Annotated in this window: 22 protein-coding genes and 1 tRNA gene; 17 read left to right on the top strand and 6 right to left on the bottom strand. The window is 35.4% G+C overall.

Going from position 1 to position 26787, the window contains the following annotated elements; translation table 11 throughout:
- Positions 1-53: 53 nt before the first annotated feature.
- Entirely contained in the window at positions 54-1616 is a 1563-nt protein-coding gene (locus AXA65_RS12485; protein ID WP_086048194.1) for a recombinase family protein, read from the top strand.
- On the opposite strand, the gene AXA65_RS12490 is transcribed toward AXA65_RS12485, so the two are convergent.
- Positions 1582-1655 (bottom strand) — tRNA-Arg (locus AXA65_RS12490). The genes AXA65_RS12485 and AXA65_RS12490 overlap by 35 nt on opposite strands.
- 47 nt (positions 1656-1702) lie before the next feature.
- Here AXA65_RS12490 and AXA65_RS12495 point away from each other — a divergent pair.
- From AXA65_RS12495 to AXA65_RS12510, 4 genes are all read left to right on the top strand, one after another.
- Positions 1703-2755: an ABC transporter substrate-binding protein gene (locus tag AXA65_RS12495; protein WP_063970428.1), complete on the top strand. Its 1053-nt coding sequence runs from the start codon at positions 1703-1705 to the stop codon at positions 2753-2755.
- Positions 2756-3571 (top strand): CPBP family intramembrane glutamic endopeptidase, encoded by an 816-nt coding sequence (locus AXA65_RS12500; RefSeq protein ID WP_063970429.1) that lies wholly within the window; start codon positions 2756-2758, stop codon positions 3569-3571.
- 201 nt (positions 3572-3772) lie between these two features.
- The gene (gene rdgB / locus AXA65_RS12505) at positions 3773-4357 is read left to right on the top strand and encodes an RdgB/HAM1 family non-canonical purine NTP pyrophosphatase (protein ID WP_063970430.1); all 585 of its coding nucleotides are present in this window, start codon (positions 3773-3775) and stop codon (positions 4355-4357) included.
- A gap of 55 nt (positions 4358-4412) precedes the next feature.
- Positions 4413-5330: a ribonuclease Z gene (locus tag AXA65_RS12510; protein WP_063970431.1), complete on the top strand. Its 918-nt coding sequence runs from the start codon at positions 4413-4415 to the stop codon at positions 5328-5330.
- 7 nt (positions 5331-5337) lie between these two features.
- On the opposite strand, the gene AXA65_RS12515 is transcribed toward AXA65_RS12510, so the two are convergent.
- Positions 5338-5733 carry a hypothetical protein gene (locus AXA65_RS12515; RefSeq protein WP_063970432.1) on the bottom strand — a complete coding sequence of 132 codons (396 nt, stop codon included), beginning with the start codon at positions 5731-5733 and terminating at the stop codon, positions 5338-5340.
- Between the two features lie 130 nt (positions 5734-5863).
- Positions 5864-6043 carry a hypothetical protein gene (locus AXA65_RS20220; protein ID WP_228391678.1) on the bottom strand — a complete coding sequence of 60 codons (180 nt, stop codon included), beginning with the start codon at positions 6041-6043 and terminating at the stop codon, positions 5864-5866.
- A 154-nt stretch (positions 6044-6197) separates the two neighbouring features.
- On the opposite strand from AXA65_RS20220, the gene AXA65_RS12520 reads away from it, so the two are divergent.
- Positions 6198-8630 carry a thiamine pyrophosphate-dependent enzyme gene (locus AXA65_RS12520; RefSeq protein ID WP_063970433.1) on the top strand — a complete coding sequence of 811 codons (2433 nt, stop codon included), beginning with the start codon at positions 6198-6200 and terminating at the stop codon, positions 8628-8630.
- On the opposite strand, the gene AXA65_RS12525 is transcribed toward AXA65_RS12520, so the two are convergent.
- Positions 8627-8896: a hypothetical protein gene (locus AXA65_RS12525; protein WP_131797814.1), complete on the bottom strand. Its 270-nt coding sequence runs from the start codon at positions 8894-8896 to the stop codon at positions 8627-8629. The genes AXA65_RS12520 and AXA65_RS12525 overlap by 4 nt on opposite strands.
- Positions 8897-9118: 222 nt before the next feature.
- Between AXA65_RS12525 and AXA65_RS12530 the strand changes: the two genes are divergently transcribed.
- The 9 genes from AXA65_RS12530 to AXA65_RS12575 all read left to right on the top strand — a co-directional run bounded on the left by AXA65_RS12530 (position 9119) and on the right by AXA65_RS12575 (position 23958).
- Positions 9119-11881, top strand: a complete 2763-nt coding sequence (locus AXA65_RS12530) for a hypothetical protein (RefSeq protein ID WP_063970435.1) — start codon at positions 9119-9121, stop codon at positions 11879-11881.
- A 94-nt stretch (positions 11882-11975) separates the two neighbouring features.
- On the top strand, positions 11976-16598 hold the full coding sequence (locus AXA65_RS12535; RefSeq protein WP_165596603.1) for a TonB-dependent receptor plug domain-containing protein: 4623 nt from the start codon (positions 11976-11978) through the stop codon (positions 16596-16598).
- A gap of 76 nt (positions 16599-16674) precedes the next feature.
- Positions 16675-17175 carry a GbsR/MarR family transcriptional regulator gene (locus AXA65_RS12540; RefSeq protein WP_063970437.1) on the top strand — a complete coding sequence of 167 codons (501 nt, stop codon included), beginning with the start codon at positions 16675-16677 and terminating at the stop codon, positions 17173-17175.
- 462 nt (positions 17176-17637) lie between these two features.
- Positions 17638-18030, top strand: coding sequence for a hypothetical protein (locus AXA65_RS12550; protein WP_063970439.1), 393 nt, complete (start codon positions 17638-17640; stop codon positions 18028-18030).
- Positions 18031-18113: 83 nt separating this feature from the next.
- Positions 18114-18575, top strand: coding sequence for an SRPBCC family protein (locus AXA65_RS12555; RefSeq protein ID WP_063970440.1), 462 nt, complete (start codon positions 18114-18116; stop codon positions 18573-18575).
- Between the two features lie 91 nt (positions 18576-18666).
- Complete coding sequence (locus AXA65_RS12560; RefSeq protein ID WP_063970441.1) at positions 18667-19191, top strand: RNA polymerase sigma factor; 525 nt, start codon at positions 18667-18669, stop codon at positions 19189-19191.
- Positions 19192-19202: 11 nt separating this feature from the next.
- Positions 19203-21593, top strand: coding sequence for a vWA domain-containing protein (locus AXA65_RS12565; protein ID WP_063970442.1), 2391 nt, complete (start codon positions 19203-19205; stop codon positions 21591-21593).
- A gap of 103 nt (positions 21594-21696) precedes the next feature.
- The gene (gene lpdA, locus AXA65_RS12570; protein ID WP_063970443.1) at positions 21697-23088 is read left to right on the top strand and encodes a dihydrolipoyl dehydrogenase; all 1392 of its coding nucleotides are present in this window, start codon (positions 21697-21699) and stop codon (positions 23086-23088) included.
- 66 nt (positions 23089-23154) lie between these two features.
- Positions 23155-23958 (top strand): patatin-like phospholipase family protein, encoded by an 804-nt coding sequence (locus tag AXA65_RS12575; RefSeq protein ID WP_063970444.1) that lies wholly within the window; start codon positions 23155-23157, stop codon positions 23956-23958.
- Here AXA65_RS12575 and AXA65_RS12580 read toward each other — a convergent pair.
- Both AXA65_RS12580 and AXA65_RS12585 read right to left on the bottom strand, forming a co-directional pair.
- Positions 23930-24724: an alpha/beta hydrolase gene (locus tag AXA65_RS12580; RefSeq protein ID WP_063970445.1), complete on the bottom strand. Its 795-nt coding sequence runs from the start codon at positions 24722-24724 to the stop codon at positions 23930-23932. The genes AXA65_RS12575 and AXA65_RS12580 overlap by 29 nt on opposite strands.
- 137 nt (positions 24725-24861) lie before the next feature.
- Positions 24862-25689, bottom strand: coding sequence for an ion transporter (locus AXA65_RS12585; protein ID WP_063970446.1), 828 nt, complete (start codon positions 25687-25689; stop codon positions 24862-24864).
- Between the two features lie 121 nt (positions 25690-25810).
- Here AXA65_RS12585 and AXA65_RS12590 point away from each other — a divergent pair, with 121 nt between their 5' ends.
- Complete coding sequence (locus AXA65_RS12590; protein WP_086048195.1) at positions 25811-26266, top strand: antitoxin Xre-like helix-turn-helix domain-containing protein; 456 nt, start codon at positions 25811-25813, stop codon at positions 26264-26266.
- Between the two features lie 6 nt (positions 26267-26272).
- Positions 26273-26725: an RES family NAD+ phosphorylase gene (locus tag AXA65_RS12595; RefSeq protein ID WP_063970447.1), complete on the top strand. Its 453-nt coding sequence runs from the start codon at positions 26273-26275 to the stop codon at positions 26723-26725.
- Positions 26726-26787: the final 62 nt, after the last annotated feature.

Below are 26787 nucleotides of genomic sequence, written 5' to 3' on the forward strand. Positions count from 1 at the left end.
CCAATTTTCTCAAAGTTGCTCCTAAAATAATTTTTAACGAAATCATCAAGATAATGATAATTGCAGATCTATACATAAGAGTTTCCACTGATGAACAGGCTGAAAAAGGCTATTCCCAAAGAGATCAGAACGAAAGACTACGCAAATATTGTGAAAACAACAACATTATAGTCAACAAGGTTATTTACGAAGATCATTCAGCCAAGAGCTTTGAACGCCCTGAATGGAAAAAATATCTGATTGAAATCAAAAAAAGAAATCATAAAAGCAGTCTGGTTCTCTTTACAAAATGGGACCGTTTCAGCCGTAATACAGGAGACGCTTATCAGATGATCAGTCTTCTTCATAAAAACCATATTATTCCTCAAGCCATTGAGCAGCCTTTGGATATGTCTGTCCCCGAAAATAAGCTAATGTTGGCTATTTATCTTTCAACTCCAGAAGTTGAAAATGACAGACGGGCACTGAACACCTTTCATGGAATGCGAAGAGCAAAAAAAGAAGGTAGGCTAATGGGTATTGCACCATATGGCTATATTAACAGAGCCCATGAAGACAGTAAAAAGTACATCGCTATTAGAGAACCAGAGGCTTCGAATATTAGATGGGCTTTCAATGAATTGGTTAAAGGCCATATTCCAGCTGACCACGTAAGAATTCAGATGAATAAGAGAGATGGGATATCGATGGGAAGAAGTGCATTTGCTAAAGCTATGAGGAATCCGGTCTATTGCGGTAAGATCTACATTGAAGACTATAAACAGGAGGAAGCTTACTATACTGATGGTAAGCACGAGGCACTAATAACTGAAAGACTTTTCAACCAAGTTCAGAAGATCATCGACAAAAAAAGAAAAGTCGAAGGTCCCGGTGGAAGAGTTTTTGGCAATGAACGATTTCCCCTAAGAGGTCTTCTGACCTGCCCAAGGTGTGGCAAGAATCTAACTGCTAGTGGCGCAAAGGGTAAGTCTAAGACCTATTACTATTATCATTGTCATTATAAATGCGGATTCAGATTTGACTCTGACAAGTTAAATGAACTTTTTGAGTTGGAAATTTCAAAGTTAGAATATAATCCAATCATAAAAGATCTTATGAAGGAGATACTCCTGGATAATTATAAACAGTTCACTTACGACATAGAAGCGAAAAGAAAGTCAATAGCAAAAGACATCACTTTACTCAACGAAAAAGTGGCCAGTGCGAGAGATAAATATCTTGCGGACAAATTAGATGAAGATGATTATAAAGACATCAAAATGCTCACGAGATCACAAATTGAACAACTGGAGCAGGAGCTTCAACACATTGTTTCAGAAAGCAAAGAACTTGACATCAGAACAAAAATAGAGAACGCACTTGATTCAATGGAAAATCTTGCAAACCTCTACCAACAGGGCGATCTGCTGACAAAAAGAACAATAGGGTGTTTGATATTTCCCGAAAAAGTCGAATTTGATGGAAAAAGTTTTCAAACACCTAAAATGAACATTGTCGCCCAGTGTATCTATCAGTATAACAATGGATTAGGAAATAAAAAAAACCGACAAAGAAGTGAAAAAACTTCAAATGTCGGTCTTGTGACCTCGACTGGATTCAAACCAGTAACCTTCTGAGCCGTAATCAGATGCGCTATTCAGTTGCGCCACGAGGCCTTGTTTAAAGGTTTGCAAATATAGTACTTTTTTGCTTTCTTTGGAAGATGAAACGCATTTTTTTACTCTTAATTTTATTTCTTTTTTCAATTTCCTGCAAAAAAGAAAACGTTCAAAAATCAAATGACAATATAACCATCTCATCACGAGTTAATTATATTGAAAATCCGGAGAGCCTCACGTTGACCTCAGGAAAATTCAAAAATGTAATTCCGAGCAAAAATCTACCTTTCAAAAAAGCAATGCTACTAAATTCTAGCTTGATTGGCTTCTTTTCGGAACTTAATTTAGAAAATAAAATCACAGGCGTCTCTAGTCCAGAGTATATTTTTTCAGAAAAAATCCACCGTTTAATCAACGAAAGTAAGATCCTGAACATTGGTAACGAACAAAAATACGACATCGAAAAAATCCTTTCCAACAAACCGGATGTCATCTTCACCAATTACGTTCCCAACTTCGCCAACACATATGAAGTCCTGAAGAACAACGGCATCGAACTCATTTTCCTCGACGACTTTATGGAACAAAATCCATTGGAAAAATCAAAATACCTTTTGCTCTTCGGAAAATTGTTCGGGAAAGAGAAAGAAGCCGAAAAAGCCTATCAAAACATCGAAGATAACTACAAGAGAATCCAGGCCTTAAGCAAAAATTCAAAATCAAATTCCTTGGTTCTCTGCAACGAGATGTACGGAAGCCAATGGTTTCTCCCAGGCGGAAATTCCTTCGTAGCCAAACTAATCAACGATGCTGGCGGAAATTACATCCTGAAAGACAACAAAGAATCCACCTCGGTTCCTCTAAGTTTCGAGGAAGTTTTCATCAAATCAAAACAAGCCAATTTTTGGATTAATATCAGTCCGCACAAAAACAAAAAGGAACTCCTGACTCTGAATCCTAATTATTCCAAAATGGACGTTTTCAATTCCGGCAAATTATATATGATAAACAACCGCGAAAAAGACCAGGCCAACGACTATTTCGAAAGTGGCGTTGTCCGTTGCGACGTGGTTTTAAGAGATTATTTCAAGATTTTTCATCCAGAAGACGTAACTTTCCAGTCAGAACCGTTGGTCTATCTCAAAGAACTTAAATAAATGCAGGAACAAAATTACAAAGTCGATTTTTTCATTGGAATCATCCTCGTGGTCGGACTTTTCATTGGGCAATCATTCGCGTACGCTCTCGGTTTGGGATTGTCGGCGTTATTCAATCAAGACATCAGCGAATCCGGCGGTTTCAACATCTTTATGTACTGTGCAACAATGCTCACGCCTGTATTATTCTTCGACCTTTTAGTTGTTAGAAAAGAAAAAAAGAAACTCAATTTTGACTTTTCAACCAAACCATTTCGCGTATATCTATTGATATTCCCAATGATGTTTGGGATGATGCTCGTCGCCGATTACACCACGCAGCTCATTCCAACAACCGGCGGAATCCTCGGACCGATTTACGAACTCTACACCAAAGAATTCGCAAAACTCCTCAAAGACCCGGTTGCATTGGTCATTATGACCGTCATCCTCGCACCAATCCTGGAAGAAATCCTTTTCCGAGGCGTTATAATGAAAGGAATGATAAACAACAAGGTCGCTCCAGCCACCGCAATTATCGTTTCCGCCTTGATTTTTGGCGCCGTCCATTTCAATCCGTGGCAGTTTGCGGGCGCATTTTTGCTCGGTTTGGTATTAGGTTTGGTGTACTACAAAACGAAATCTCTGCTGATGCCCATATTGTTGCACGCCTTCAATAACTTACTGTCCGCATTGATGATGATGTACTCGGATTCAGAAACTTTTTCCGGATTATTCAACATAAACAAAGAACTTCTTCTTGTCGCAGGCGTGGTAATTTTCGCAATTCCATTTTATTTTTTCGCCATCCACAAGAATATTATTTATAAAGATTAAAATTATGGCAACTTATCCGTCTTCCGCTCCCAATCTTTTTGCCCTCGCTTTTCCAGCCACAAAAAAGGATTTCCGCTCAAGCCGGGTTGCGCTTCGCAAAGTTCAAGATTTGTCATCAAATCAAGTTTTGTCAAAACTTCGAACTTTCAAAAATTAAATCATAATCAATTATCACTCATCAATTATCATTTATAACAACCTATGGAAATCCTAATCGCCACACATAACCTACACAAAAAAGAAGAAATCCAACAAATCCTCGGTCCAGAATTCATCGTGACGTCACTTACAGATTATAACCTGAACGACGAAATCATCGAGGACGGAAACACCTTCCAGGAAAACGCCCTCATCAAAGCAAAATACTGCTTCGAGAAAACCGGAAAGGGAAGTGTTGGCGACGACAGCGGATTGGTTGTGGAAGCCCTGAACGGACGACCTGGGATTTATTCCGCCCGTTACGCAGGAAATCACAATTTCAAAAAGAACATCGAGAAAGTTTTAGAAGAACTGAAAGATGAACCAAACCGACGCGCTTATTTTATCACAGTTCTGTGTTTCAAAGACAAAGATGGCGAACATTACTTCGAAGGCCGGGTTTATGGAAACATCACAACAGAAGTTTTTGGCGAAGATGGTTTCGGTTACGACCCGATTTTTATTCCGGACGGCCACAATATGACATTCGCTCAAATGTTGCCGGAAGAAAAAAACAAAATCAGCCACAGAAGTGAAGCTTTGAAAAAATTCTTAGAATTCCTCAATTCCAAAGGGGGTGTCTTGTAATTTTTATGATGTTTTTGTATCTTTACCCTTTTAATTTTCAATACAACCAAGAAAATTGAGTACATATCTTACAATTTTGGGATTTAACTCCGCAATTCCAACCATCAATTCCTCTCCAACTTCTCAGTTTTTGGAAATGGAAGAACGTCATTTCCTCATCGATTGTGGCGAAGGAACTCAGGTTCAAATGCGAAAAGCAAAAGTGCGGTTTTCCAAAATCAATCATATTTTCATTTCCCATCTTCACGGCGACCATTGTTTCGGTTTGCCGGGATTGGTTGCCTCTTTCCGACTTCTGGGAAGAAAAACCCCATTGAATATCTACGGGCCAAAAGGCATCAAAAAAATGATGGACACGATTTTCGAAATCACAGAAACGTACAAAGGTTTTGAGGTCATCTATCACGAATTGGAAGGCAAAGAATCCGTAAAAATCTACGAAGACAAAAGGGTAGAAGTATTCACGATTCCGCTCAATCACAGGATTTATTGCAACGGTTATCTCTTCAAAGAAAAACCAAAAGAACGCCACCTGAATATGAAAGAAATCTCAAAACACAAAGAAATTGAGATTTGTGATTTCCAGAATCTTCGTTTAGGGAAAGACTTCGTCTCAGAAGATGGAAACGTCATCGATAACGCCTCATTGACGACGGACCCGCAACCTTCCGTTTCGTACGCATTTTGTAGCGACACCAAATACAAAGAAGACATCATCCCAATTATCGAAAAAGTCGACGTTCTCTACCACGAATCAACGTTCTTAAATAATCTAAAAGAAATGGCAGATTACACTGGACATTCCACAGCTTTGGAAGCCGCAACGATTGCCAAAAAAGCACAAGTTGGAAAACTGATTTTAGGACATTTCTCCAACCGCTACAGCGACTTAAGTGTAATGACAGATGAAGCAAGACAAATTTTCCCGAATAGTTTTTTGCCTAAGGCTTTGGAGACGGTGAAGGTTGGGTAGGATATTGCTAAATTATATCTTCAATTCTAATTTCATCTTTAGTAATAATAAAACAATCAAATCCGGCTGTTTGTTTAAAAGTGTAGAATTTATTTTTCGCAGATTTTAATTCTTCTAATAAATCTGATGAAATGTAATTTTTCATTTTCTCAAAATATAGATTGTGTTTTTTAGAAAATGTTTCAAAATTATCATCAATTTCGACTGTGTTAAAGATGTTCACGAAATCAAATTGTGAAAATTCTTGCCAAATTACATTGGCAAATATTATTTTTTTTGTAGGCTTTGAATCTGCTTTTATATATTGTCCAAATTCTAGAGTAGTTTTCCTTTCTCGAAAATCTACATTTAAATTGTAAACAAATAAATCTCCTAATTCTCTTGTCACTTTATCACTGTACATTTTAATCTTTTATTCATTAAACCACATCAATGATCACAATACAAACCGCCAACGAGATACAAAGCAAAGCCGCAAAGAAAAGAATATCTGCTATATTTTCTAATTTGTCTGACAGTTTTTCCTTTTCTGTTCATATGGCAAGAAATGACAAAGTGCAACTTACCATTAAACAGAAAATCGCTCCAACGGTAAATTCATCCAAATAAGAATGATGACTAAACTTCGTAATCTTCAAAGAAGTGATGATGACGAGACAAAATCCCAGAAGATTTGTGGAAGCGTTCAGAATGTGTGGTGCCGTTTTTTTCATTGGTTCAAATTGATGATTCAAAAATATTCATTAATTCTGTGGAAAAAATATAATTGATGAATTTTTATACTTTATAAAATTATCTTATTTTTACTGAATATCAAATCAATAAAAATTTCAGTAAAAAATTTTATATTTGTCAAAATTCAAAGTTATGCAAACAACCTACATAGAAACTCAGCAAATCTCATTTCAGGATTTTAAAAACAGCATTTTGGAAGATTACCGTTTAGGTAGAATTTCCCGCGAAATGTCCTACTTGGGAAGGCGCGAAGTTCTGACTGGTAAAGCAAAATTCGGGATTTTCGGAGACGGGAAAGAGTTGCCACAGTTGGCAATGGCAAAGGTTTTCAGAAACGGAGATTTCCGTTCTGGCTATTATCGTGACCAGACTTTTGCGTTGGCAATCGGTGCTGTTTCTGTCGAAAGTTTCTTTGCGCAATTGTACGCTGACACCAGCGTGGAAAGAGAACCAGCATCTGCCGGAAGACAAATGAACGGCCATTACGCCACCAGAAGTTTGAATGCTGACGGAAGCTGGAAAAATTTAACTGAACAGAAAAATATTTCATCAGATATTTCACCAACAGCTGGACAAATGCCGAGATTATTGGGATTGGCTCAGGCTTCCAAAGTTTATAAATCAGTAAAATTTGAAGGTTCTGAGAAGTTTTCAAAAGACGGAAACGAAGTTGCTTTTGGAACTATTGGCGATGCATCTACTGCTGAAGGTCATTTTTGGGAAACTTTGAACGCTGCCTGCGCTTTGCAAGTTCCAATGGTAGTTTCGATTTGGGATGACGGTTACGGGATTTCGGTTCCGACCCAAAATCAAAGAGCGAAAGCTGATATTTCCGAAATGCTTTCCGGTTTCCAAAGAAAAGCGGACGAAAAACAAGGCTGTGAAATCATCCAGGTGAAAGCTTGGGATTATCCGGCTTTGATGGAAGCTTATGCAAAAGCAGAGCATTACGCAAGATATGAAAGTGTTCCGGTTGTGATTCACGTGACCGAAGTTACTCAGCCTCAAGGACATTCAACTTCTGGTTCGCACGAGCGTTACAAAAATGAAGAACGTTTGAAATGGGAATCTGAGTTTGACGGAATGTTGAAATTCCGTGAATGGATTTTGGATTATAGCATTGAGATTGAAGGAAATGAAGAATATTTGGCCTCAGTTGAAGAGTTAGATTCTATCGATTCTGAATCAAAAAAATTGGTAAAAGACGGTCAGAAAAAAGCTTGGGAATCTTATCAAAAAACTATTTCAGATTTAAAAAATGAAGTTTTACCGTTTGTAGAATCCATTAAAAGTCAAAATGTTGAAGTTGCTCAATTAATTGAGAACTTTAATAAAATAATTTCTAAAAGCAAAAAAGATATTTTCCATTTGGTAAGACAGTCTTTATTAGTTACAAGAGCTCAAAACTCCGCTGAAAGAACTGCTTTAAAATCGAAGTACGAAGAAATCTTCAAAGTTGAGAAAGATAATTATTCATCGCATTTATATTCTCAATCTGAATGGAAAGCAACGAATGTAAAAGAAATCAAACCAATCTATTCTGACGCTTCGGAAGAAGTGGACGGTAGAGTTGTGGTGCGAAATAACTTCGATAAAATCTTTGCAAAATATCCACAAGCCTTAGTTTTTGGGGAAGATGCGGGAAATATCGGTGATGTGAATCAAGGTTTGGAAGGACTTCAAGAAAAATATGGCGAAGTTAGAATCGCTGACACCGGAATCCGTGAAGCAACAATCCTCGGACAAGGCATTGGAATGGCAATGCGCGGTTTGAAACCGATTGCTGAAATCCAATATTTAGATTATATTTTGTACTGTTTACAAGGAATGAGCGATGATTTAGCAACCGTTCACTACAGAACGAAAGGTGGTCAGAAAGCGCCTGTTATCATCAGAACGAGAGGACACAGGTTGGAAGGCGTTTGGCATTCTGGTTCGCCAATGGCAGGAATTCTTAATCTTTCTAAAGGAATTAATATTCTCGTTCCTAGAAACCTTACGAAAGCCGCAGGTTTTTACAACACAATGCTTCAAAGTGACGAGCCAGCCGTGATTGTAGAATGTTTGAACGGTTATAGATTGAAAGAAAAACAACCAGACAATATAGGAGAATTCACAATTCCAGTAGGAAAAATCGAGGTTACAAAAGAAGGAAAGGATGTGACTTTGGTGACTTATGGCTCGACTTGGAGAATCGTTTCTGAAGCGGCGAATGAATTGGAAAAACTAGGAATTTATGCAGTAGTGATTGATGTTCAGTCATTGATTCCATTCGATTTGACCAATGAAATTGCAGAAAGCGTGAAGAAAACCAATCGATTGGTTGTTATTGATGAAGATGTGGAAGGTGGAACTTCAGCTTTTATTCTTCAACAGATTTTAGAGAAGCAAAAAGCCTTCAAATATCTGGATTCGGAGCCGTTGACAATTTCTGCGGAAAATCACAGGCCAGCTTTTGCAAGTGATGGTGACTATTTCAGCAAACCTTCTTCTGATGATATGGTTGAGAAGATCTACGCGATGTTTACTGAAATCAATCCTCAGAAATATCCAGCGATCTATTAAGAATTAAAATTTAAAATTTTATCAAAAAAGCCTTTTGGAGATTCTATTTTCAAAAGGTTATTTTTTTGCAGGTCTTCTACAAACTGGCTTTCATCTGCATGACGGATCAAGATATTTTCAAACGTGATCTTTCTGTAAGAATAGCCTTCCATAAAATCTTTGTTATCTCTCCAATATTGCAGGTCCGTCTTTCTCATCCAACTAATAAAATGAGAATGAGAATCTGTACGTAAACTCTTATTTCGTTTTACTAAAGTATATTTCATGAGATTTTTAATTGAACAAATTTAACAATAATAAATGCTTATTGTTGTCGATTGTTAATTGAAATTAATATTGGATTGTCACATTCTTTTTTTGTCTTTTATTCAAATATGATTTTTTTAAATTATTTTTTCTAAATTTACGATTCACAAAAACACAACTTATTTCTCTTTTTCCAACTACTTGCAATCTAAATGCATCTTTCATTATAAAATCAGGATTTTATGAAGCATCTCTACATTCTATTTTTCACGATTTTGTTTCAGAATTTTTTGTTTTCCCAGGATTCTCAATTGTACTATGAAGGTTATTTTTATGTTTCTACTAATAAACCATTGAAAAACCTGATTGTTACAAACAAAACTTCTGGCAACTACGACTTTACAGATGAAAAGGGCTATCTGATGATAGAGGCAAAAGCTGGTGATACTTTACTTTATGGTAAGAAAAATTCAAGAGTTGTTCAAGCTTACGATTTGAAAGAACTCAAGACCATCATCGAGTCCAAAAATAAGTCTGCTTCAGCGAATGCTATTATCTCGAATGATTATTTGACAGCAATTAATTCTAATAAAAAAGTAGATTCTACCAATTTTCATCAATCAAAAACAAACGCCAAAAAAATTGGCGGAAAATCTGATAGAATACAATCGATAAGACGAACAGATGCTGATTACGTCATTAAAAATCAAGTTTCCAAAAAACTGTTTTACTCTGGTTCTTTACAACTTACAACAGAATTTGGTTCTCCAAATGTGCAACCAAAACTTCAAAACCAATTTGTACAAGGCCGAAACAATAATGGTGCTTTGCAGTGGAATGGTCCAGAAACTTCCGAAATATTCAGCTTTGGTCCAGACATTTCGACTTTAGGTTTCGACGGAAATCCTTACGCATATGATGTCAATGGAAGATTGGTCTCCAAAGCTAACAGCATTGGCTCTGCTAAAATATACAACAATTCGATTTTACGAAATACACAGAAGTCATCAACTTTTCTTTCCATCAATTCTTATTTTGAAAAAGACTACAGTAGAAAATGGAATGCCGGCTTGGATCTAGGTTGGGTTCGAGAAGATTTGTTGATTAGAGACCAGTTTCAGGATAGTAAAAACTTTGGGGTTTCTTTTGGGAAGAATAATATTTTCAGAAATCATAATCTTAGTTTCAATTATAAATTCAATGAACAAAAAGCGACGAACACAAACAGAGTTGGACTTTTCAATAGAGTTTATCAAAATGCTTTATTAACGCCGATTTCTTTTGAAAACAAGCAGGGAAACCTACTTTTTGACCTACAACGTAGCTATAGTTCATTTGCAGACAATCCTTATTTTTTACTTCAAAATATAAGAAGGTATAATTTTAATGAACATCAAAATGCATTGAATCTAAAGTTGGCAAAAGAGGATGGGAAATGGCAATATTATGTTTCTCAATCTTATGAAAATACGCAATTTTCCAATTTTGATTCATATAAAAATTGGACTTATGGTTTTCCAAACGGAATAGAAACGGGAAGAAATCAAAATAACAATAATTACAATTTAAATTTCGGCGGTTCGTATTCATTTAGAGATAGTTATTATAGTAATGATAAATTATACTTCAATGCAATTATAAATCATAACGATACCAAAATCTCTTACACCAATTTTGAAAATTACCATTATCACAGATTTTCTCAGGATTACATATTGAGATATAAATTCAGTTTTAAAAATGTTGTCTTTGATAATTTTAATTTGGAAGGTGAAGCTGGTAACGGAATTTACGCTTCAAATACTACAACCAAAAACGAGTTTTTCATTCCAAAATTAGCTTTGAGTTTGGATATTAAGGAATTGATTGGTTATCGTCTGCATGCTAAATTCTTTGGCTCGATTTACAAAAATGTTTACGAGTCCGATTTCAGTAAAAGTTATAGTAATTTTCTTCTGACACAGATTGATGATTCGCAACTCAATACTTATTTTCCGATTCAGGAAGTGCAAAGTTTCAACGGTTTGAAATCCATCAATAATTTGGAATCGAAAGTTGGAATCAGGCTTTATCATGATTACAGATATCATCTCGAAGGCAGTTTTACCAACAAGAAATTCACTAATGATGTTTTCCCTGTTTTTGAAAATGGACAAATCTTACTAAAAAATCTTGTCGACCACAATTACAAAAGTTATGATTTGAACTTTGGTCTTCAAAATTTTCCTTTTAGGTATGGAAATCTTCAGATTGGATTTAATAAAACAACTTCTGAAGTTACCAATGTATTAGGAGATTTTCAAAATGCACCAATTTCCGGGTTCAATTCCATTTACAGAGGGATTGTAAAAGACGAAGCTTTGGGTGTTTTGATTGGAACTGCCTATCAACGAAACGAAAATGGCGATATGATTATCGGGAATGATGGTTTTCCTTTGGTTTCTTCGGAGAAAAAAATCTTGGGAAATCCGATTCCAGATTTTACAATGAAATTCTCTTACACCCAAAACATCAGAGAATTTAGTCTAAATATAGACGTAGAATGGCGAAAAGGTGGTGATATCTGGAACGGAACCAATGCAAACCTTGATTACTACGGACGTTCTGCAAATTCTGCGCAACAAAGAAATGTTTCAAATTTTGTTTTCGATGGCGTTTTACAAAATGGAAGTGTCAACAATATTCCGGTTGATTTTTTCAATGTTGATCAGCCTTTTGACCAAAATAAGTTTTACCGATACGGAAGTTTGGGTGTAGCAGAAAATTACATTGTGAAAGGCGATGCAGTAAGAATCAATAATATCACTTTGAGCTACAGTTTCAGGAAAGCAGAATTTCTAAAGAATATCAGACTTTCCGTTTTTGCAAAGAATATTTTGCTTTGGTCCAAAAACAAAATCGATGCACAGACGTCCTTTTTCGATTCTGACAACGGACAAGGTTTGAATTTCTATAATCTTCCATCGATGCGTACTTACGGAGGAAGCGTTTCTTTTATATTTTAAATTTTTGAATGATGAAATCGATATGTTTAATAAACACAAACACCTGTAAAGATACAACGATTGCATATGACCTTTAAAAACAATGAAATTGCATATGAAACTTAAATATATTTCCTTTTTATTTCTCTTTTTTGTCCTTTTCTCAAAGGCACAAAAAGCAAGTTACTATTACGAAAAAAACGAAAACGATTTGCGTGACAAACCTTTGGATTCCAAAGAGAAAAAATTGTTCGTGGAACTTTTTGGCGACAGAAAAACTCAAATTTTCAAGAAAGAAAAAGTCTATGCACATTCCAATCATGTTTTTTATCGTCCGAACGAAATCATCTATTTCAAATCTTATATTGTAGATGCTCAGAATAATTTGCCTTCGGATTGGAGTCAGATTTTGTATGCGGAATTGTACGACCCTGCAGGAAATCTGCTTTCAAAAAATAATTATCAAATCATCAATGGTGCATCAAACGGCGATTTTTTCCTTAATGAAAAAGCGAAAGGCGGAATTTACAAATTGCGTTTGTACACCAATTGGATGCGGAACGAAAACCACAAAAATTATTTTGAAAAGGAAATTACGGTTCAGAAAACTTCTTCCCCAAGGATTTTGATGAAACTCGATTTTCCTAGAAAAGGCTTGAGTTCCGGCGATGAAGTTTTGGCGGATTTCAGTCTGAGAAATCTTCAGAATCTTCCACTTTCTTTTTATGAAGGGAATTATGAAGTTTTGGTTGAAGGAAAAGAATATGTGAAAAATATATTTACAACAGATAAAGAAGGGAAAGTTCAGCTGAAGTTTAATTTGCCTAAAGATTTAGCTTCGTCAGACGTTTTGCTGAATATTAAACTTAATTATAATTCTTTCCAGGAATCGATTTCTAGAAGCGTTCCTGTAACTTTGAATCAAGTTGAGATTTTGTTTTTTCCAGAAGGTGGAAGTCTAATCAACGGAAAACAGAGCAATATTGCCCTCAAAGCTTTAAATGAATTTCAGCAACCAGTCGATATCAAAGCAGAAATTGTGGATGAAAAAGGAAAGACAATTTCAACAACAGAATCTGTGAAATTCGGGATGGGAAAATTTTCTTTTTTACCGATTCAAAACCAAAAATTCTTTCTGAAATTGACGTCTCAAAAGATTTCAAAATTATACGAAATTCCAAGCGGAACGGAAAACGGCGTGAGTTTGAACATCGAAAAACTGAATGGAAAAATTGTTTTAAAAATTCAATCCAAAAATTATCAAAAAGTAAGTGTAGAAGCTGGTTTCCGTGGAGAAACTATCCAAACAAAAAATAATGTTTCCACCAATTCTGAAATTGAATTTGATGAAAATATTTTCCCATCTGGAATTGCAAGATTCACTCTTTTTGATTTGGATAAAAATCCTTTGGCAGAACGAGTTGTTTTCGTGAATAAAAATCAAAACGTGCAGATTTCCATTAAACCAGATAAAACCGAATATTTACCTAGAGAAAAAGTGGTTTTGGATATCGAAACCAAGGATTTTAACGGAAAACCTGTTGCTTCAAATCTTTCGATGAGTGTTTTGGATGACAAACTTTTCAGTTATGCGGACGACAGACAAAATACGTTGATTTCCTGGTTGCAAATGGATTCTGAACTGCAGGGTAAAATTGAAGAACCTCCATTTTATTTCAAAAAAGAAGAAGCAAAAGCCTATGAAGCTTTGGATTTGGTAATGTTGACCAATGGTTACCGCTATTTTGAATTGTTGCCAGAAATTGAGAGCACGAAAAAATTTACTTTTCAAAAAGAGGAACTCAATTCCATCTACGGGAAAATTGAAAATGATAAAGGAGAAACAGTAGATGCAGAAGTGTTTTTGATTAATGAAAGTTCTGAAATTCTGAAACAAAAGACTAAGAAAGGTCGGTTTTACTTCAAAAATTTTCCTTCAAGAAACTCTTATCAATTGGTTGCGAAATCTAAAAAAGCACGAGAAAATATCAAGATTAAACTTTTGGCATCAGAAATCAGTTCAGATATTGTGACTCAGAAAATAAAATCTGGAACTTCGGGGAAAGATTTTGAAGTCATTGTAGATAATCCGGTTCTGGAAGAAGCTTCAACGGATAATAATCAAGTTTCTAATCCAGTGCAAAATAAGATGAAATTCCAGAGTAGAGGAAGAATGGTTTATTCTGATACTGTAAGTACGAATAAGAATATTGAAGAAGTTGTAATTGTGGGATTTGGGGAGAGAGCCAGGCAAAGTTTAACAGCTTCGGTTCAAACTGTAACTCGGGAATCGATATTAAATAGTGTTCCTAATGCCTTGCAAGGGAAAGTTGCTGGTCTGGAAATTATAACAAATTCAGGAATTCCCGGAAATACAGAATCGGTGGTGATTCGTGGCGTTTCCTCCATTACAAACGGAAAACAACCTTTGGTCGTCATTGACGGAATTCCAGTTGATTATCCTAATTTTAAAATCAATTCAGAAAATATTAAAGACGTAACTATTCTGAAAGATGCTTCTGCAACAGCGCTTTACGGAAGTCGTGGAAGCAATGGCGTGATTATCATTAATAGTCTGACATCTAAATACAACAGCAAAAAAATGAGTCTGAATAGGCGGACTTTTTATACCCAGGAATCTCTTTACAACTACAATAGCGATAATATGAGTTATGGAAGGGTTTTCAGTTATCCTGTTTACGAAACGCCAACAACAAATTATCGGACAGATTTTCGAGAAACCATCTATTGGAATCCGACAATCCAAACGGATAAAAACGGGAAAGCAAAAGTGGAATTTTACAATTCTGATGCGAATACAACTTTCCGGACCATTGCGGAAGGAATCTCAGCAAACGGACTTTTGGGACGTGAAGAAAAAACTTACTCAGCACAAAGTACGCTTCAAATCGATGCGAAAATTCCACAATATATGACGCAAGGCGACGAACCGAAAATCGTGGTGGTTTTGAGAAATAATTCTGATAAAAAGAAAACAATAGATTTCAATAAAATCTTTCCAATTTCGATTAGAAGTGGAATTTCGGACAGTTTAATTACTTTGAATCCGAAGGAAAGTGGAAGAATCATTCTGCCTTTGCAAGGTAACAAAGTCTCGCAATCCAACATCCAACTGATTGCAGAAACTGATACTGAAAAAGAACGTCAGATTTTGCCTTTTACAATTGATGCAAAAGGTTTCAGACATAATTTGGAACATACCACAACCAAAGATTCTATCATTTCGTTTACAATTCCGGATTATCTGGATGAAAGTTTGATTGCAAATATTCAGGTTTTCAGAAGTTCTGCAAGTCAATTTTTGAATAATATTGACAGGTTAAAGGAAAAACCTCACGGCTGTTTCGAGCAGACTTCATCCACAACTTATCCAAATTATTTCATTTTAGATTTCCTAAAAAATAAAGGAAGTATCGACAGTAAAGAAGCCAAAAGGGCAATCGAATTACTGAAATCAGGATTTGAACGTTTGCTCACGTTTGAAACTAAGGACAAAGGTTTTTCTCTCTTTGGAAGTTCGCCTCCGAGTATTACTTTGACAGCTTACGGCTTGATGGAATTCAATGATTTGAAAAATGTCTTGGCCGTGAATCCAGCTTTGATTGAAAGAACTTCGAAATTTATTCTGTCAAGAAGAGATGGAAAAGGTAATTTTATTTTGAATGATTATGTCAAAGATAACAATGACACGAACAATAAAGACCAATATTTTTGGAATCAACAAGGTTACATTTTGTACGCACTTTCTGAATCTGGAATGAAAAATGAAATTGCAAAAGAATATTCGCATTTGTATCAAATCAATCAATATTCTGATGATTTTTATCTGCTTTCATTAATGGCAAATGTGGCCTATCAACTCAATAAAACAAAAGATTATGAATTTTTGGTCAATCGAATGACGGAGAAATTCAATAAAAATAATGTGGTTGCTGAGACCAATTTTATGCAGGGTAGAGGCGATGATATCAGAAAAGAAGCTTTGTCTTTGTTTGCTTTGTCATTGATGAAATCTCAAAAAAACAACAAAGATTTGGTTACAAAAGTAATCAACCGAATCAATCTGCAAAACACAAATTACGAATCCACACAAACTTTAGTCATCAAACTGAAAGCATTGACAGAATTTTACAAAGCTTATCCGAAAGCTGAAAGTTCGGAAGAACCACAGTTTTTTGTGAACAATACAGAATTAAAAGTACTTTCGACAATTGGTCAATTTTTAAAGAAAGGAAACAATATATTGAAGATTAAATATCCTTCTGGAAGCGGTTTACCTATTCTTTTTTCTTATAAATACAATGATTTGATTCCTGATAAAAATCCAAATCCTGAACTTTATTTTACAACGACTTTAGATAAAAGCAAAGCTAAAATCGGTGACAATGTAAGAATGACTATCAAAATCGAAAATCCAATTTTATTAAATTTTGGCATGATAACGGCAAAAATCGGAATTCCTGCAGGTTTAACAATGGACCCGAAAAACCTGAAAGCCATGATTGAGCGTAATGAAATTGCCTATTATGAGATTTTCGATAATTATCTGGTTTTGTATTGGTACAAACTAAATGCAAAGAAAAACATAGAAGTTCATCTTGATACCAAAGCCGAATTTGCTGGGAAATACACCGGAAAAGCCAATCACGCTTTCGAATATTATTTCCAACAGAATTACCAGTGGACGAATGGTGTAGTGGTGGAAATTTCTGAATAAATTATTTTATTTTCAATAATTATTGAAAGTTTAGAAATTATTAATTACATTTGTACAACAATTCAACCTTACAAAAATGAAACTCGAAGAAGCCAAAGAAAAATACATCCAAACTTGGGGAACTTTTGCCACAAGCTGGGGAATCAACCGGACCATGGCGCAGGTTCACGCTTTGCTTTTAGCCGAGGGAAAACCTTTGTCAACGGATGAAGTGATGGAAATGTTGCAAATCTCTCGTGGAAATGCCAATATGAATCTACGTGCTTTGATGGATTGGGGAATCGTGAAAAAAGAATTTGTGAAAGGGGATAGGAAGGAATATTTCATTGCAGCAAAAGATGTCTGGTTTCTATTCAAACAAATTACAAAAGAACGTAGAAAGCGTGAGATAGAGCCAGTTGTAGCATTCTTGGAAGAACTGAAAAATATAGATGACGATTCTAATGAAGCCAAAGAATTTATCAAATTGATGGACGATTTTGGAAACGTGACCAATAAGATCAATAATATCATGGACTTAGCGATAAAAAGCGATGACCATTGGCTGGTGGGGAAAATCACCAACTTGTTAAAATAATTGTCGTTCTGAGCTGAGCTTGGCGAAGAATTTAAAAGGAAAACAGTTTCCTTTTTTATTTCAGATTAAGTTTCAAAAATTACTGAAAATATAAAAATTACAAAATGAATAATCTGATTTCATATTTGATTTATTTTCTCATCACAGTTCCAATGATTGTTTATGTAGGGTGGAAGTGCTTTACAGTCGGGAAAATTTATCTCATGGATTTGTTTACTGATATCCATATTTGTCATTCCATCAATCGAATTTTGCTGATTGGATATTATCTGATGAATATCGGCTATGTTACTTTCTCTCTTTCAGAAGGTCTAAAAACAGAAACATCAGAACTATTTATTGTTTCGATATTCACAAAACTCGCCAAAACTCTTTTACTGATTGCAATAATGCATTATATCAATATTTTTCTACTGGCTAATTTTCGCAAACAAATTATATTAACTTTTAAATCATAAAATTATGAGCGCTACTTACACTTTTACCGCCTACGCAATCTATCTGCCAATCGTTTTAACATTGACCGTTATTGTTTCCGAACTACTTTTCCGCAATGCAAAAGTATTTATGATGGACATTTTTCATCAGAAATCAGACATTGCTTTAGCTACCAATTCTTTATTTAAAGTTGGATTTTATCTTTTGAATTTTGGTTTTGCGCTCTTAATTATAGAATTTAATCAATTGATAACTGGAGAATCTTTGGTTGTTGGTTTGAGCAAAAAAGTAGGCGGATTCTCAATTTATTTGGGATTAATGCTTCTTTTCAATCTGTTACTTTTTATGAAAGGAAGAAAAAAATCTAACGAAAAAGAAATCTTACAAAATTTGAATCATGAAAAATCTAATATTTAAAATCATCATGTTCTTTCTTTTTAGAAATAATAAAAGAACGCGGGCCGATTTTCTAAATCTTTAACTTCAAAAAACTTTTGATAATGACTAAGATTCATCTGGAAACCTTAATCAATGCTGATATTCAAACGGTTTTTGACTTATCTCGTAATATAGATTTTCACCAAAAGTCAACTTCCAAAACCAACGAAAAAGCAATCGCCGGAAAAACCAGCGGATTGATTGAGTTAGGCGAAACAGTAACTTGGCGAGCCAAACATTTAGGATTTTATCAAACTCTAACTACGAAAATTATAGAAATGGAAAGTCCGAAAATGTTTACAGATATTATGTTAAAAGGCGCTTTCAAATCGATGAGACATCAACACATTTTCAGGGAAGAACAAGGTAGAACGTTGATGATTGATGTTTTTGAATTCGAATCACCTTTTGGAATTCTTGGTAAAATTGTTAATCAATTTTTCTTGAATAATTATCTTAGAAATTTTCTAATTGAAAGAAACAGAATGATAAAAGAAATTGCAGAACCATCGGTTTCAAATTAAACCTATATAATAATCAGATTATTTTCATAAATTTTCAAAAAATTTCCAACCTTTTTTAAACTATTGCATCTTTCCTTATAAACGCCAGAATATGGAACACGAATTATACATAAGATGCAAAAATAAAGACCGCAACGCACAGCGGAAACTTTATGAAGAATATGCAGGCCGCTTCTTCGCAACCTGCAAGCGTTACCTGAAAAACGACGAAGATGCGGAAGAAGTTTTGGCGGATGCTTTCTACATTATTTTCACAAAGCTTGACCAATTGAAAGACCTTCAGGTTTTCGACGCTTGGGCCAAGAAAATTGTGGTGAATCAATGTCTCCAAAAACTTCGCAAGAAACAACCATTTTCGATTTCGATTGAAGAGAATTTTGTGGATTTGGTTGAAGCTGAACCAGAAAATGTTTCGGAAGAGAAAGGTATTTTATCACTTCTAAACTTTCTTCCGGAAGGTTGTCGCACGATTTTCAATCTGTTTGCAATGGAAGGTTATCCGCACAAAGAGATTGCTCAAATGCTTTCTATTTCTGAAGGAACGTCCAAATCTCAGGTTAGTTTTGCCCGCAAAAAGTTGCAGGAATTGGTGAAACTTCAAACAATTAATTCTTAAAGTTTAAAAAAATGGAAAATCAAGATATCGATAAAATGTTCAAAGAAGCCGGAAAATCGGCGGAAGAAAAACCCACTTTTCCAAATTTCGAAAAAGTGTGGCAAAACGTTGAAGAAAAATTAGATAAAAAACAAGAAAAGAAAAGAATCATCCCACTTTGGTTGCCTTACGGAATGGTTGCTGGCTTAGCTTTGACATTTGGCGTTTTATATTTAATGAATGATGATAAGGTAAAAATTGAACCTCAAATTGTTTCAAAAGATTATGGAAAACCAGCCACTGAAAACACAGCCGAAATACCAACAAAAATAGATGACCTTAATAAAACTTTTGAAGAAAATCTGAAGAAGGACACTCAAATTACACCTCCAAATGCGAATGGAATTATAGCTTATCAAGATGTGAAAGCTAATAAAGAGTTTGTTGACAATATATATAAAGAAACAAAAGCCAATTACCAAACAGAGGAAAAATACATCAAGCGAGTTGAAGTAGGAAATGTAAATATGCCTCATACATTTTCTAAACAATTGGAAATAGGTCCAACAAATATGTACACGCCGCCACCACCACCGCCAGCAACTGGAAGAGTTGTGAGTGCCGAAAGCGTTGGTGTAACAGCAATGGGAATCAAAAGAGAACAGAAAAATCTAGGATATGCCACTACAACCATCAATTCTGCTTTGAATGGAAGAGTTGCTGGACTTCAAATAACTCCAGAAATTCCAGGAAGCTCTCCGCAATTAATGATTCGTGGTGTTGCTTCTTTAACCTCCAACAATCAGCCTTTGTATGTTATTGATGGAATCCCATATCAAACTGCAAATCTGGAGAATATCAATCCTAATAAAATAAAAGATGTTCAAGTTTTAAAAGATGCAGCTGCAACTACTCTTTATGGAACTCGAGGAAGTAATGGCGTAATTATCATCAAAACTAAAGGTCTATCAAAAGACGAAATAAGATCTTTGAATAATACGCAACCGATTCAAAATCAGGAATCTTACGACACATGGAAAGAGAATAAATTCGAATCAGCGAAAGCAGAACCGCTTTCTACTTTCTCAATTGATGTAGATAACGCAGCTTATTCCAACATCAGAAGAATGATAAACAATGGACAGAAAGTGGATAAAAACGCTGTGAGGATTGAGGAAATGATTAATTATTTCAAATACAATTATCCTCAGCCAAAAAACAATCAGCCATTTTCTATCAATACAGAATACAACGATTCACCTTGGAATCCAAAACATAAACTTTTGAAAATTGGTTTGCAAGGTAAAAATCTGGATGAGAAAGAATTACCAGCTTCAAATTTGGTTTTTCTAATTGATGTTTCCGGCTCTATGAATGAGCAGAATAAATTGCCATTGTTAAAAACTTCATTCAAAATTTTGCTGGAAAAACTTCGTCCGCAAGATAAAGTGGCGCTCTTGACCTATGCAGGAAGTGCAGGCGTAGTTTTGGAACCGACTTCAGCTAAGAATAAGGAAAAAATCCTGACAGCTTTGGAAAATCTAAGCGCTGGAGGAAGTACAGCTGGTGGAGAAGGAATCGAATTGGCTTATAAATTGGCTCAGGAAAATTTGGTCAAAAATGGAAATAATAGAGTAATTCTGGCAACCGACGGCGATTTCAATGTTGGGGTTTCCGATAATTCTGAACTTCAAAAGTTGATTGAACAAAAAAGACAATCCGGAATATTTCTGACTTGCCTTGGTTTCGGGATGGGAAATTACAAAGACAATCGTTTGGAAATGCTGGCTGATAAAGGCAATGGAAATTACGCTTACATCGATAATATGCAGGAATCCAATAAGTTTCTTGGGAAAGAATTTGCAGGAAGTATGTATGCGATTGCGAAAGATGTCAAGATTCAAATTGAGTTTAATTCAAAGTTTGTAAAATCCTACCGATTAATTGGTTATGAAAATAGAAAATTGAATAATGAGGATTTCAAAAATGATAAAATTGATGCTGGGGAATTGGGAATTGGTCATACGGTGACAGCTATTTACGAAATCATTCCTGCAGGTTCAGATTCCGACTTCAGTCCGCAAGATGTTGATTTGAAATATTCTAAAATCGATTCTAAAAATGAATTTGGAGACGAATTGGCAACAGTGAAATTCCGTTATAAAAATCCGGATGAAGATGTAAGTAAAGAATTAATTCAGACTATCAAAGATTCTAAAAGTCAATTAAATACTACTTCGTCAGATTTCAAATTTGCTGCGTCTGTTGCTTGGTTTGGTTTAGTTTTAAGACAATCGGAATTCATTAAAGATAAAGACCTTGACAAAATGATCAATCTTGCAAAACAAGGAAAATTTAATGACGAAGATGGTTATCGTTCAGAATTCATCCGACTGATAGAAAGCTACAAGCAGATAAAGTAAACTTCTCAATATTAAATTTCTGAAAAGCAACTCCAAGAGTTGCTTTTCGTCATACGATGCTTTCAATAATTTTCCGTAAATTCGCTAAAATTTTTTAATCACAATGAACTACGATATTATTGTTATTGGAAGTGGACCTGGCGGTTATGTGACTGCAATCAGAGCTGCTCAATTGGGTTTCAAAACAGCCATCATCGAAAAAGAAAATCTTGGCGGAATCTGCCTTAATTGGGGTTGTATCCCGACAAAAGCGTTGTTGAAATCTGCTCACGTTTTCAATTATCTGAAGCACGCAGAAGACTATGGTCTTAACAAAGTGGAAAATCCAGGATTCGATTTCACAAAAGTAATCCAGAGAAGTAGAGGTGTAGCTTCTAAAATGAGCGGTGGAATTTCTTTCTTGATGAAGAAAAACAAAATCGATGTCATTATGGGAACTGCCACTGTGAAAGCTGGTAAAAAAGTAACGGTAGTAGATGCTGAAGGAAAATCAACTGAATATTCAGGAACTAATATCATCATCGCAACCGGAGCACGTTCTAGAGAATTACCAAACCTTCCTCAGGATGGTAAAAAAGTAATCGGATACAGACAGGCATTGTCTCTTCCTGAGCAACCAAAATCTATGATTGTTGTAGGTTCTGGCGCTATCGGAATTGAGTTTGCTGATTTCTATAACGCAATGGGAACTAAGGTGACTGTTGTAGAATTCTTGCCAAACATCGTTCCTCTGGAGGATGAGGAAGTTTCTAAACACGTTGAGAAATCTCTTAAGAAATCAGGGATTGAAATTATGACCAACGCTTCTGTAGAATCTGTGGATACTTCAGGAAATGGCGTCAAAGCCAGCGTGAAAACGGCTACTGGAAACATTACTTTGGAAGCTGACATCTTGCTTTCTGCCGTTGGAATTGCTTCAAACCTTGAAGGAATCGGACTTGAGGCAGTTGGAATCAAAACTGAAAAAGGAAAAGTTTTGGTAAACGAATGGTACGAAACTTCTGTTCCAGGATATTACGCCATTGGTGATATCATCCCAACTCAGGCTTTGGCTCACGTGGCTTCTGCAGAAGGAATCACTTGTGTTGAGAAAATCAAAGGTCTTCACGTAGAAGCGATTGATTACGGAAATATCCCTGGTTGTACATACTGTCATCCAGAAATTGCTTCTGTTGGTTTGACTGAAAAACAAGCTAAAGAAAAAGGTTACGAGATCAAAGTGGGTAAATTCCCTTTCTCAGCGTCCGGAAAAGCTACAGCTAATGGTGATGTTGACGGATTTATCAAAGTAATTTTTGATGCGAAATACGGCGAATGGCTTGGTTGTCATATGGTTGGCGACGGTGTTACCGATATGATTGCTGAGGCTGTGGTTGCGAGAAAATTGGAGACTACAGGACACGAGGTTCTGAAATCTATCCACCCGCACCCAACTATCTCTGAAGCTGTGATGGAAGCTGTAGCAGCTGCTTATGGCGAAGTGATTCATATATAATAAGAATAACATAATATTCATATATAAAAACCGCAGATTCTTCTGCGGTTTTTTTAATTTTACTCAATGGAAAATTCGAAGATAGGATTGGTTTTGTCAGGTGGTGGAACGCGTGGGTTGGCTCACGCCGGCGTTTTGAAGTTTCTTAAGGAAAAGAATATCGAACCTGATATCCTCTCTTGTTGCAGCGCAGGTTCTATCGTCGGTTCTTTGTATGCTGTGGGAAAGACGCCGCAAGAGATTTTGGATTTTTTTCAGTCAATTTATTTCTTCAACTGGAAACATTTTACATTTAATCAACCTGGTTTTGTTTCGTCCATTATTTTCCTTAATTATCTTACACCAATTTTCCAGGATATGACGATTGGAGATTTGAACAAAGATGTAAGGATTGTAGCAACAGAACTTGTAACAGGGCAGCAGAAGGTCTTTGAAAAACACTACAAAGTTGTGGATGCAATTATCGCTTCCTCGTGTATCCCTGGGATTTCTACACCTTATTTTATTGGGGAAGAGATGTACAGCGACGGAGGTGTTCTCAATAATTTTCCAGCAGATATCATTAATAATGAATGTGATAAAATGATTGGCGTATATGTCACGCCGCCTCAGGATGTCGAAGTTCAGGATTTAAGAACGATAAAGGCTGTAACAACACGTGCTTACGAATTATTATCACACCGAACTGAGATTTACAAATTTGCTTATTGTGATTGGTTCATTACTTCCAAGAAACTGTCCAAGTACGGCATTTTCGAAAGAAAACCTCAAAGCATGGAGGAGATTTTCAAAATAGGCTATGAAGAAGCAAAACGAACATTTCTGGAAAATGAAGAGGAATTTACCTTAATGTTTTCAAAAAAGGAATAATAGCTTGCCAGTTTTCTTCGCTGTCATCATAGAATGAGGAAAGTGCCATTGTGCCGTGATGGCCTTTGGTTTTTGCCGGCAGATAAAATTGTTTTTTGGATGTTATCGAATTGTAAATTGATTTCCAGCTGGATTCTTCATTTCTTGCAGATGAAGTGTAGACAGGGATTTTAACATCCTTTGCGAATTCTGCAATATTTTTATTTTCAATTTTAAAATATTCCCCCGGAGAATAAGCGATAAGCGCGTTGTAATCTTTCGGATATTTCGCTGCCATATAAAATCCTAAGGACGCCGAATAAGAGCTTCCCCAATAGATTATTTTCCTAGATTTGATTTGATTTTTAGCATATTGGAAAGAAGCTTCCAGATCGGGGATTACATCCTGGAAAGCTGTTGATATCCCTTGTCTTAAAGCCTCTTTTTTGGTAAGATTTGTTACTTGATTCAAGATGTCTCCGGAACGCAAGTCGACCGCTAAAACATTAAAGCCTAAGTCAACCAGTCTTGGTGCAATACTCCTGAATTCGCCTCTGCTGAAACCAGCTTGGTGATAAAGGATGATTAATGGGCCTCTTTCGTTATTGCTGGAATATAAATCTGCATAAACTTTGAGCCCGTCAGAAGTCTCAAAATTTACCGTTTTATAAGTGTGGTGTTTTACATCTAGAATATGTGGGATCGGGTCAGAAATTGACGCTGTAGATGAACAATGGTACAAACAATTTAAAAGAATAACCCAAAGTATGAAATAAAATTTTTTCATAATTCTCTGTTTAAGCTATTTTGTTATTATAATTATATATTATTTTTGATTCGTCAAATATAACTGATTATTTATAATTATTTGTATTATAATATTAATTTAACTTAAAGTAAAAAGAAATATATTTTTTATTTTGATTAAATAATTTTCTCGCCACAGATTTTGCAAAAACGCGCATTCTCATCATTATCTTCGTTCCCGCATCTGTTACAGTGAAAATCGTTTCTCTTTTGTTTCCGGAATTCTGAGGTTACAATCCCAGTTGGAACAGCAATAATACTGTATCCGCAAAGCATTACGATTATAGATAATATTTTTCCAATTGGAGTTCCTGGAGAAATATCGCCATAACCAACGGTTGTTATGGTTACAACGGCCCAATATACACTTTGAGGAATGCTACTGAATCCATTCTTTCCTCCTTCGATAAGGTACATCAAAGAACCTATGATAACAATGAAAATTGCCATGAACAATAGGAAGATGTAGATTTTTCTTGAGCTGTGCTTAAGCGCGGAGACTATGAATCTGCCATCGTGCATATAATCTGCAAGGTTAAAAATTCTGAAAATCCTTAAAACTCTCAACATTCTGATGATAGCAACAAAATGCCAAATCGGAAAAAATAGGCTTATGTAAAAAGGAATTATGGAGAGGAAATCAATAATTCCCAAAGGGCTGAAAATGTATTCTTCTCTGTCTTTCACGCAAATTATCCTCAAGATGTATTCTACTGTAAATATCAAAGTGATAAAAAATTCTGCGTAATAAAATTCTCTATGGTATTCTAATCTAAAGATAGGGATAGTCTCGACCATCAACAGAGCGGTGCTAATGAGAATCAAAACAAGCAAACAGATGTCAAATATCTTTCCTGCTTTTGTGTGGGACAAATACACTGTTTCATATATTTTTTTTCGCCATCCGTCCTCCGGAATGAGGTCAAACTCTGGTTTTATTTTCATTTTGTAAAAATTAAATGGAAGGTAATAAAATAAATCAACTTAAAATAAATAAAAAATTAGACAAAAGTCTTTTTTTGTTTGGACAAAAGTCATATCTTTGTGGTGTAGAAAATTAAATGTGATGAAAAAATATAAAACAACAGATACCACACATTCCGTAGCAGAGCCAGTGGCGCTTTATGGATATCAGAATTTTGATGATGGTGGTATTTTCAGAATGATAGAAATAGCAGAGAAAGGTATTTCATTTAAGTTATTCGATAATCTTGTGAAAAAGTTTCCTTTCAGCTTTCAAGAATGGGCTGGTTTTCTTCATATCTCTGGGAAGACATTGTCCCGTTATCAAAAAGAAGAAAAAACCTTTGATACACTACAATCAGAAAAAATATTGCAAATAGAGATGCTATATAAAAGAGGAGAAGAAGTGTTTGGCTCATCAGAATATTTTTTGATTTGGTTGCAAGCAGAGAATTTGGCTTTAGGCAAAACAAAACCACAAGATCTAATTGGCAGCAACTTTGGGATTTCTCTTTTGATGGATGAGCTTACAAGGCTAGAGCACGGTATTTTAGCGTAAGGTCTTATGATTGTTTACAGACTTTCAAAAGAAATCTATGCCAATGACCTCTCAGGAAAAGGAGCTGAAATAGCCGGTGGGAGATGGAATAGCAAAGGCAATGCAGCTTTGTACACTGGACAATCTATTGCTTTATGTGTTACAGAAATTGCTGTTCACATTCCGCTTGGAATCATTCCGAAAGATTTTCGGTTGGTCCATATCGAGATTCCCGATGTTGACATTTTTGAACCGAAAAGATTTCCCAAAGACTGGAATACTTTTCCGCATCTTGACAGCACTCAAAAAATGGGTGATAAATTCCTTAAAGAAAATAAATTCTTAACGATGAAAGTTCCTTCGGCTGCGGTTCAAGGGGAATTCAACTATATTATTAATCCTCGTAATGTCAATTTTAAAGACGTCAAAATCAAGAAAGTGGAGAAGTTTACTTTTGATGACCGATTGTTTATCAAATAAAAAATACTAATTAACCCGTAGTGCATTATAAAAAAGGTTACCCATAATACGAAAATTTCGTA

Source organism: Chryseobacterium sp. FP211-J200 (genome assembly GCF_001643375.1).
In the GTDB taxonomy this organism is placed as follows: Bacteria; Bacteroidota; Bacteroidia; order Flavobacteriales; family Weeksellaceae; genus Epilithonimonas; species Epilithonimonas ginsengisoli.

Excerpts from the sequence above, each read along its gene's own strand:
- AXA65_RS12485 (WP_086048194.1), top strand. The coding sequence starts at position 54 with ATGATAATTGCAGATCTATACATAAGAGTTTCCACTGATGAACAGGCT.
- AXA65_RS12495 (WP_063970428.1), top strand. The coding sequence starts at position 1,703 with ATGAAACGCATTTTTTTACTCTTAATTTTATTTCTTTTTTCAATTTCC.
- AXA65_RS12500 (WP_063970429.1), top strand. The coding sequence starts at position 2,756 with ATGCAGGAACAAAATTACAAAGTCGATTTTTTCATTGGAATCATCCTC.
- rdgB (WP_063970430.1), top strand. The coding sequence starts at position 3,773 with ATGGAAATCCTAATCGCCACACATAACCTACACAAAAAAGAAGAAATC.
- AXA65_RS12515 (WP_063970432.1), bottom strand. The coding sequence starts at position 5,733 with ATGTACAGTGATAAAGTGACAAGAGAATTAGGAGATTTATTTGTTTAC.
- AXA65_RS20220 (WP_228391678.1), bottom strand. The coding sequence starts at position 6,043 with ATGAAAAAAACGGCACCACACATTCTGAACGCTTCCACAAATCTTCTG.
- AXA65_RS12520 (WP_063970433.1), top strand. The coding sequence starts at position 6,198 with ATGCAAACAACCTACATAGAAACTCAGCAAATCTCATTTCAGGATTTT.
- AXA65_RS12525 (WP_131797814.1), bottom strand. The coding sequence starts at position 8,896 with ATGAAATATACTTTAGTAAAACGAAATAAGAGTTTACGTACAGATTCT.
- AXA65_RS12530 (WP_063970435.1), top strand. The coding sequence starts at position 9,119 with ATGAAGCATCTCTACATTCTATTTTTCACGATTTTGTTTCAGAATTTT.
- AXA65_RS12535 (WP_165596603.1), top strand. The coding sequence starts at position 11,976 with ATGAAACTTAAATATATTTCCTTTTTATTTCTCTTTTTTGTCCTTTTC.
- AXA65_RS12540 (WP_063970437.1), top strand. The coding sequence starts at position 16,675 with ATGAAACTCGAAGAAGCCAAAGAAAAATACATCCAAACTTGGGGAACT.
- AXA65_RS12550 (WP_063970439.1), top strand. The coding sequence starts at position 17,638 with ATGAGCGCTACTTACACTTTTACCGCCTACGCAATCTATCTGCCAATC.
- AXA65_RS12555 (WP_063970440.1), top strand. The coding sequence starts at position 18,114 with ATGACTAAGATTCATCTGGAAACCTTAATCAATGCTGATATTCAAACG.
- AXA65_RS12560 (WP_063970441.1), top strand. The coding sequence starts at position 18,667 with ATGGAACACGAATTATACATAAGATGCAAAAATAAAGACCGCAACGCA.
- AXA65_RS12565 (WP_063970442.1), top strand. The coding sequence starts at position 19,203 with ATGGAAAATCAAGATATCGATAAAATGTTCAAAGAAGCCGGAAAATCG.
- lpdA (WP_063970443.1), top strand. The coding sequence starts at position 21,697 with ATGAACTACGATATTATTGTTATTGGAAGTGGACCTGGCGGTTATGTG.
- AXA65_RS12575 (WP_063970444.1), top strand. The coding sequence starts at position 23,155 with ATGGAAAATTCGAAGATAGGATTGGTTTTGTCAGGTGGTGGAACGCGT.
- AXA65_RS12580 (WP_063970445.1), bottom strand. The coding sequence starts at position 24,724 with ATGAAAAAATTTTATTTCATACTTTGGGTTATTCTTTTAAATTGTTTG.
- AXA65_RS12585 (WP_063970446.1), bottom strand. The coding sequence starts at position 25,689 with ATGAAAATAAAACCAGAGTTTGACCTCATTCCGGAGGACGGATGGCGA.
- AXA65_RS12590 (WP_086048195.1), top strand. The coding sequence starts at position 25,811 with ATGAAAAAATATAAAACAACAGATACCACACATTCCGTAGCAGAGCCA.
- AXA65_RS12595 (WP_063970447.1), top strand. The coding sequence starts at position 26,273 with ATGATTGTTTACAGACTTTCAAAAGAAATCTATGCCAATGACCTCTCA.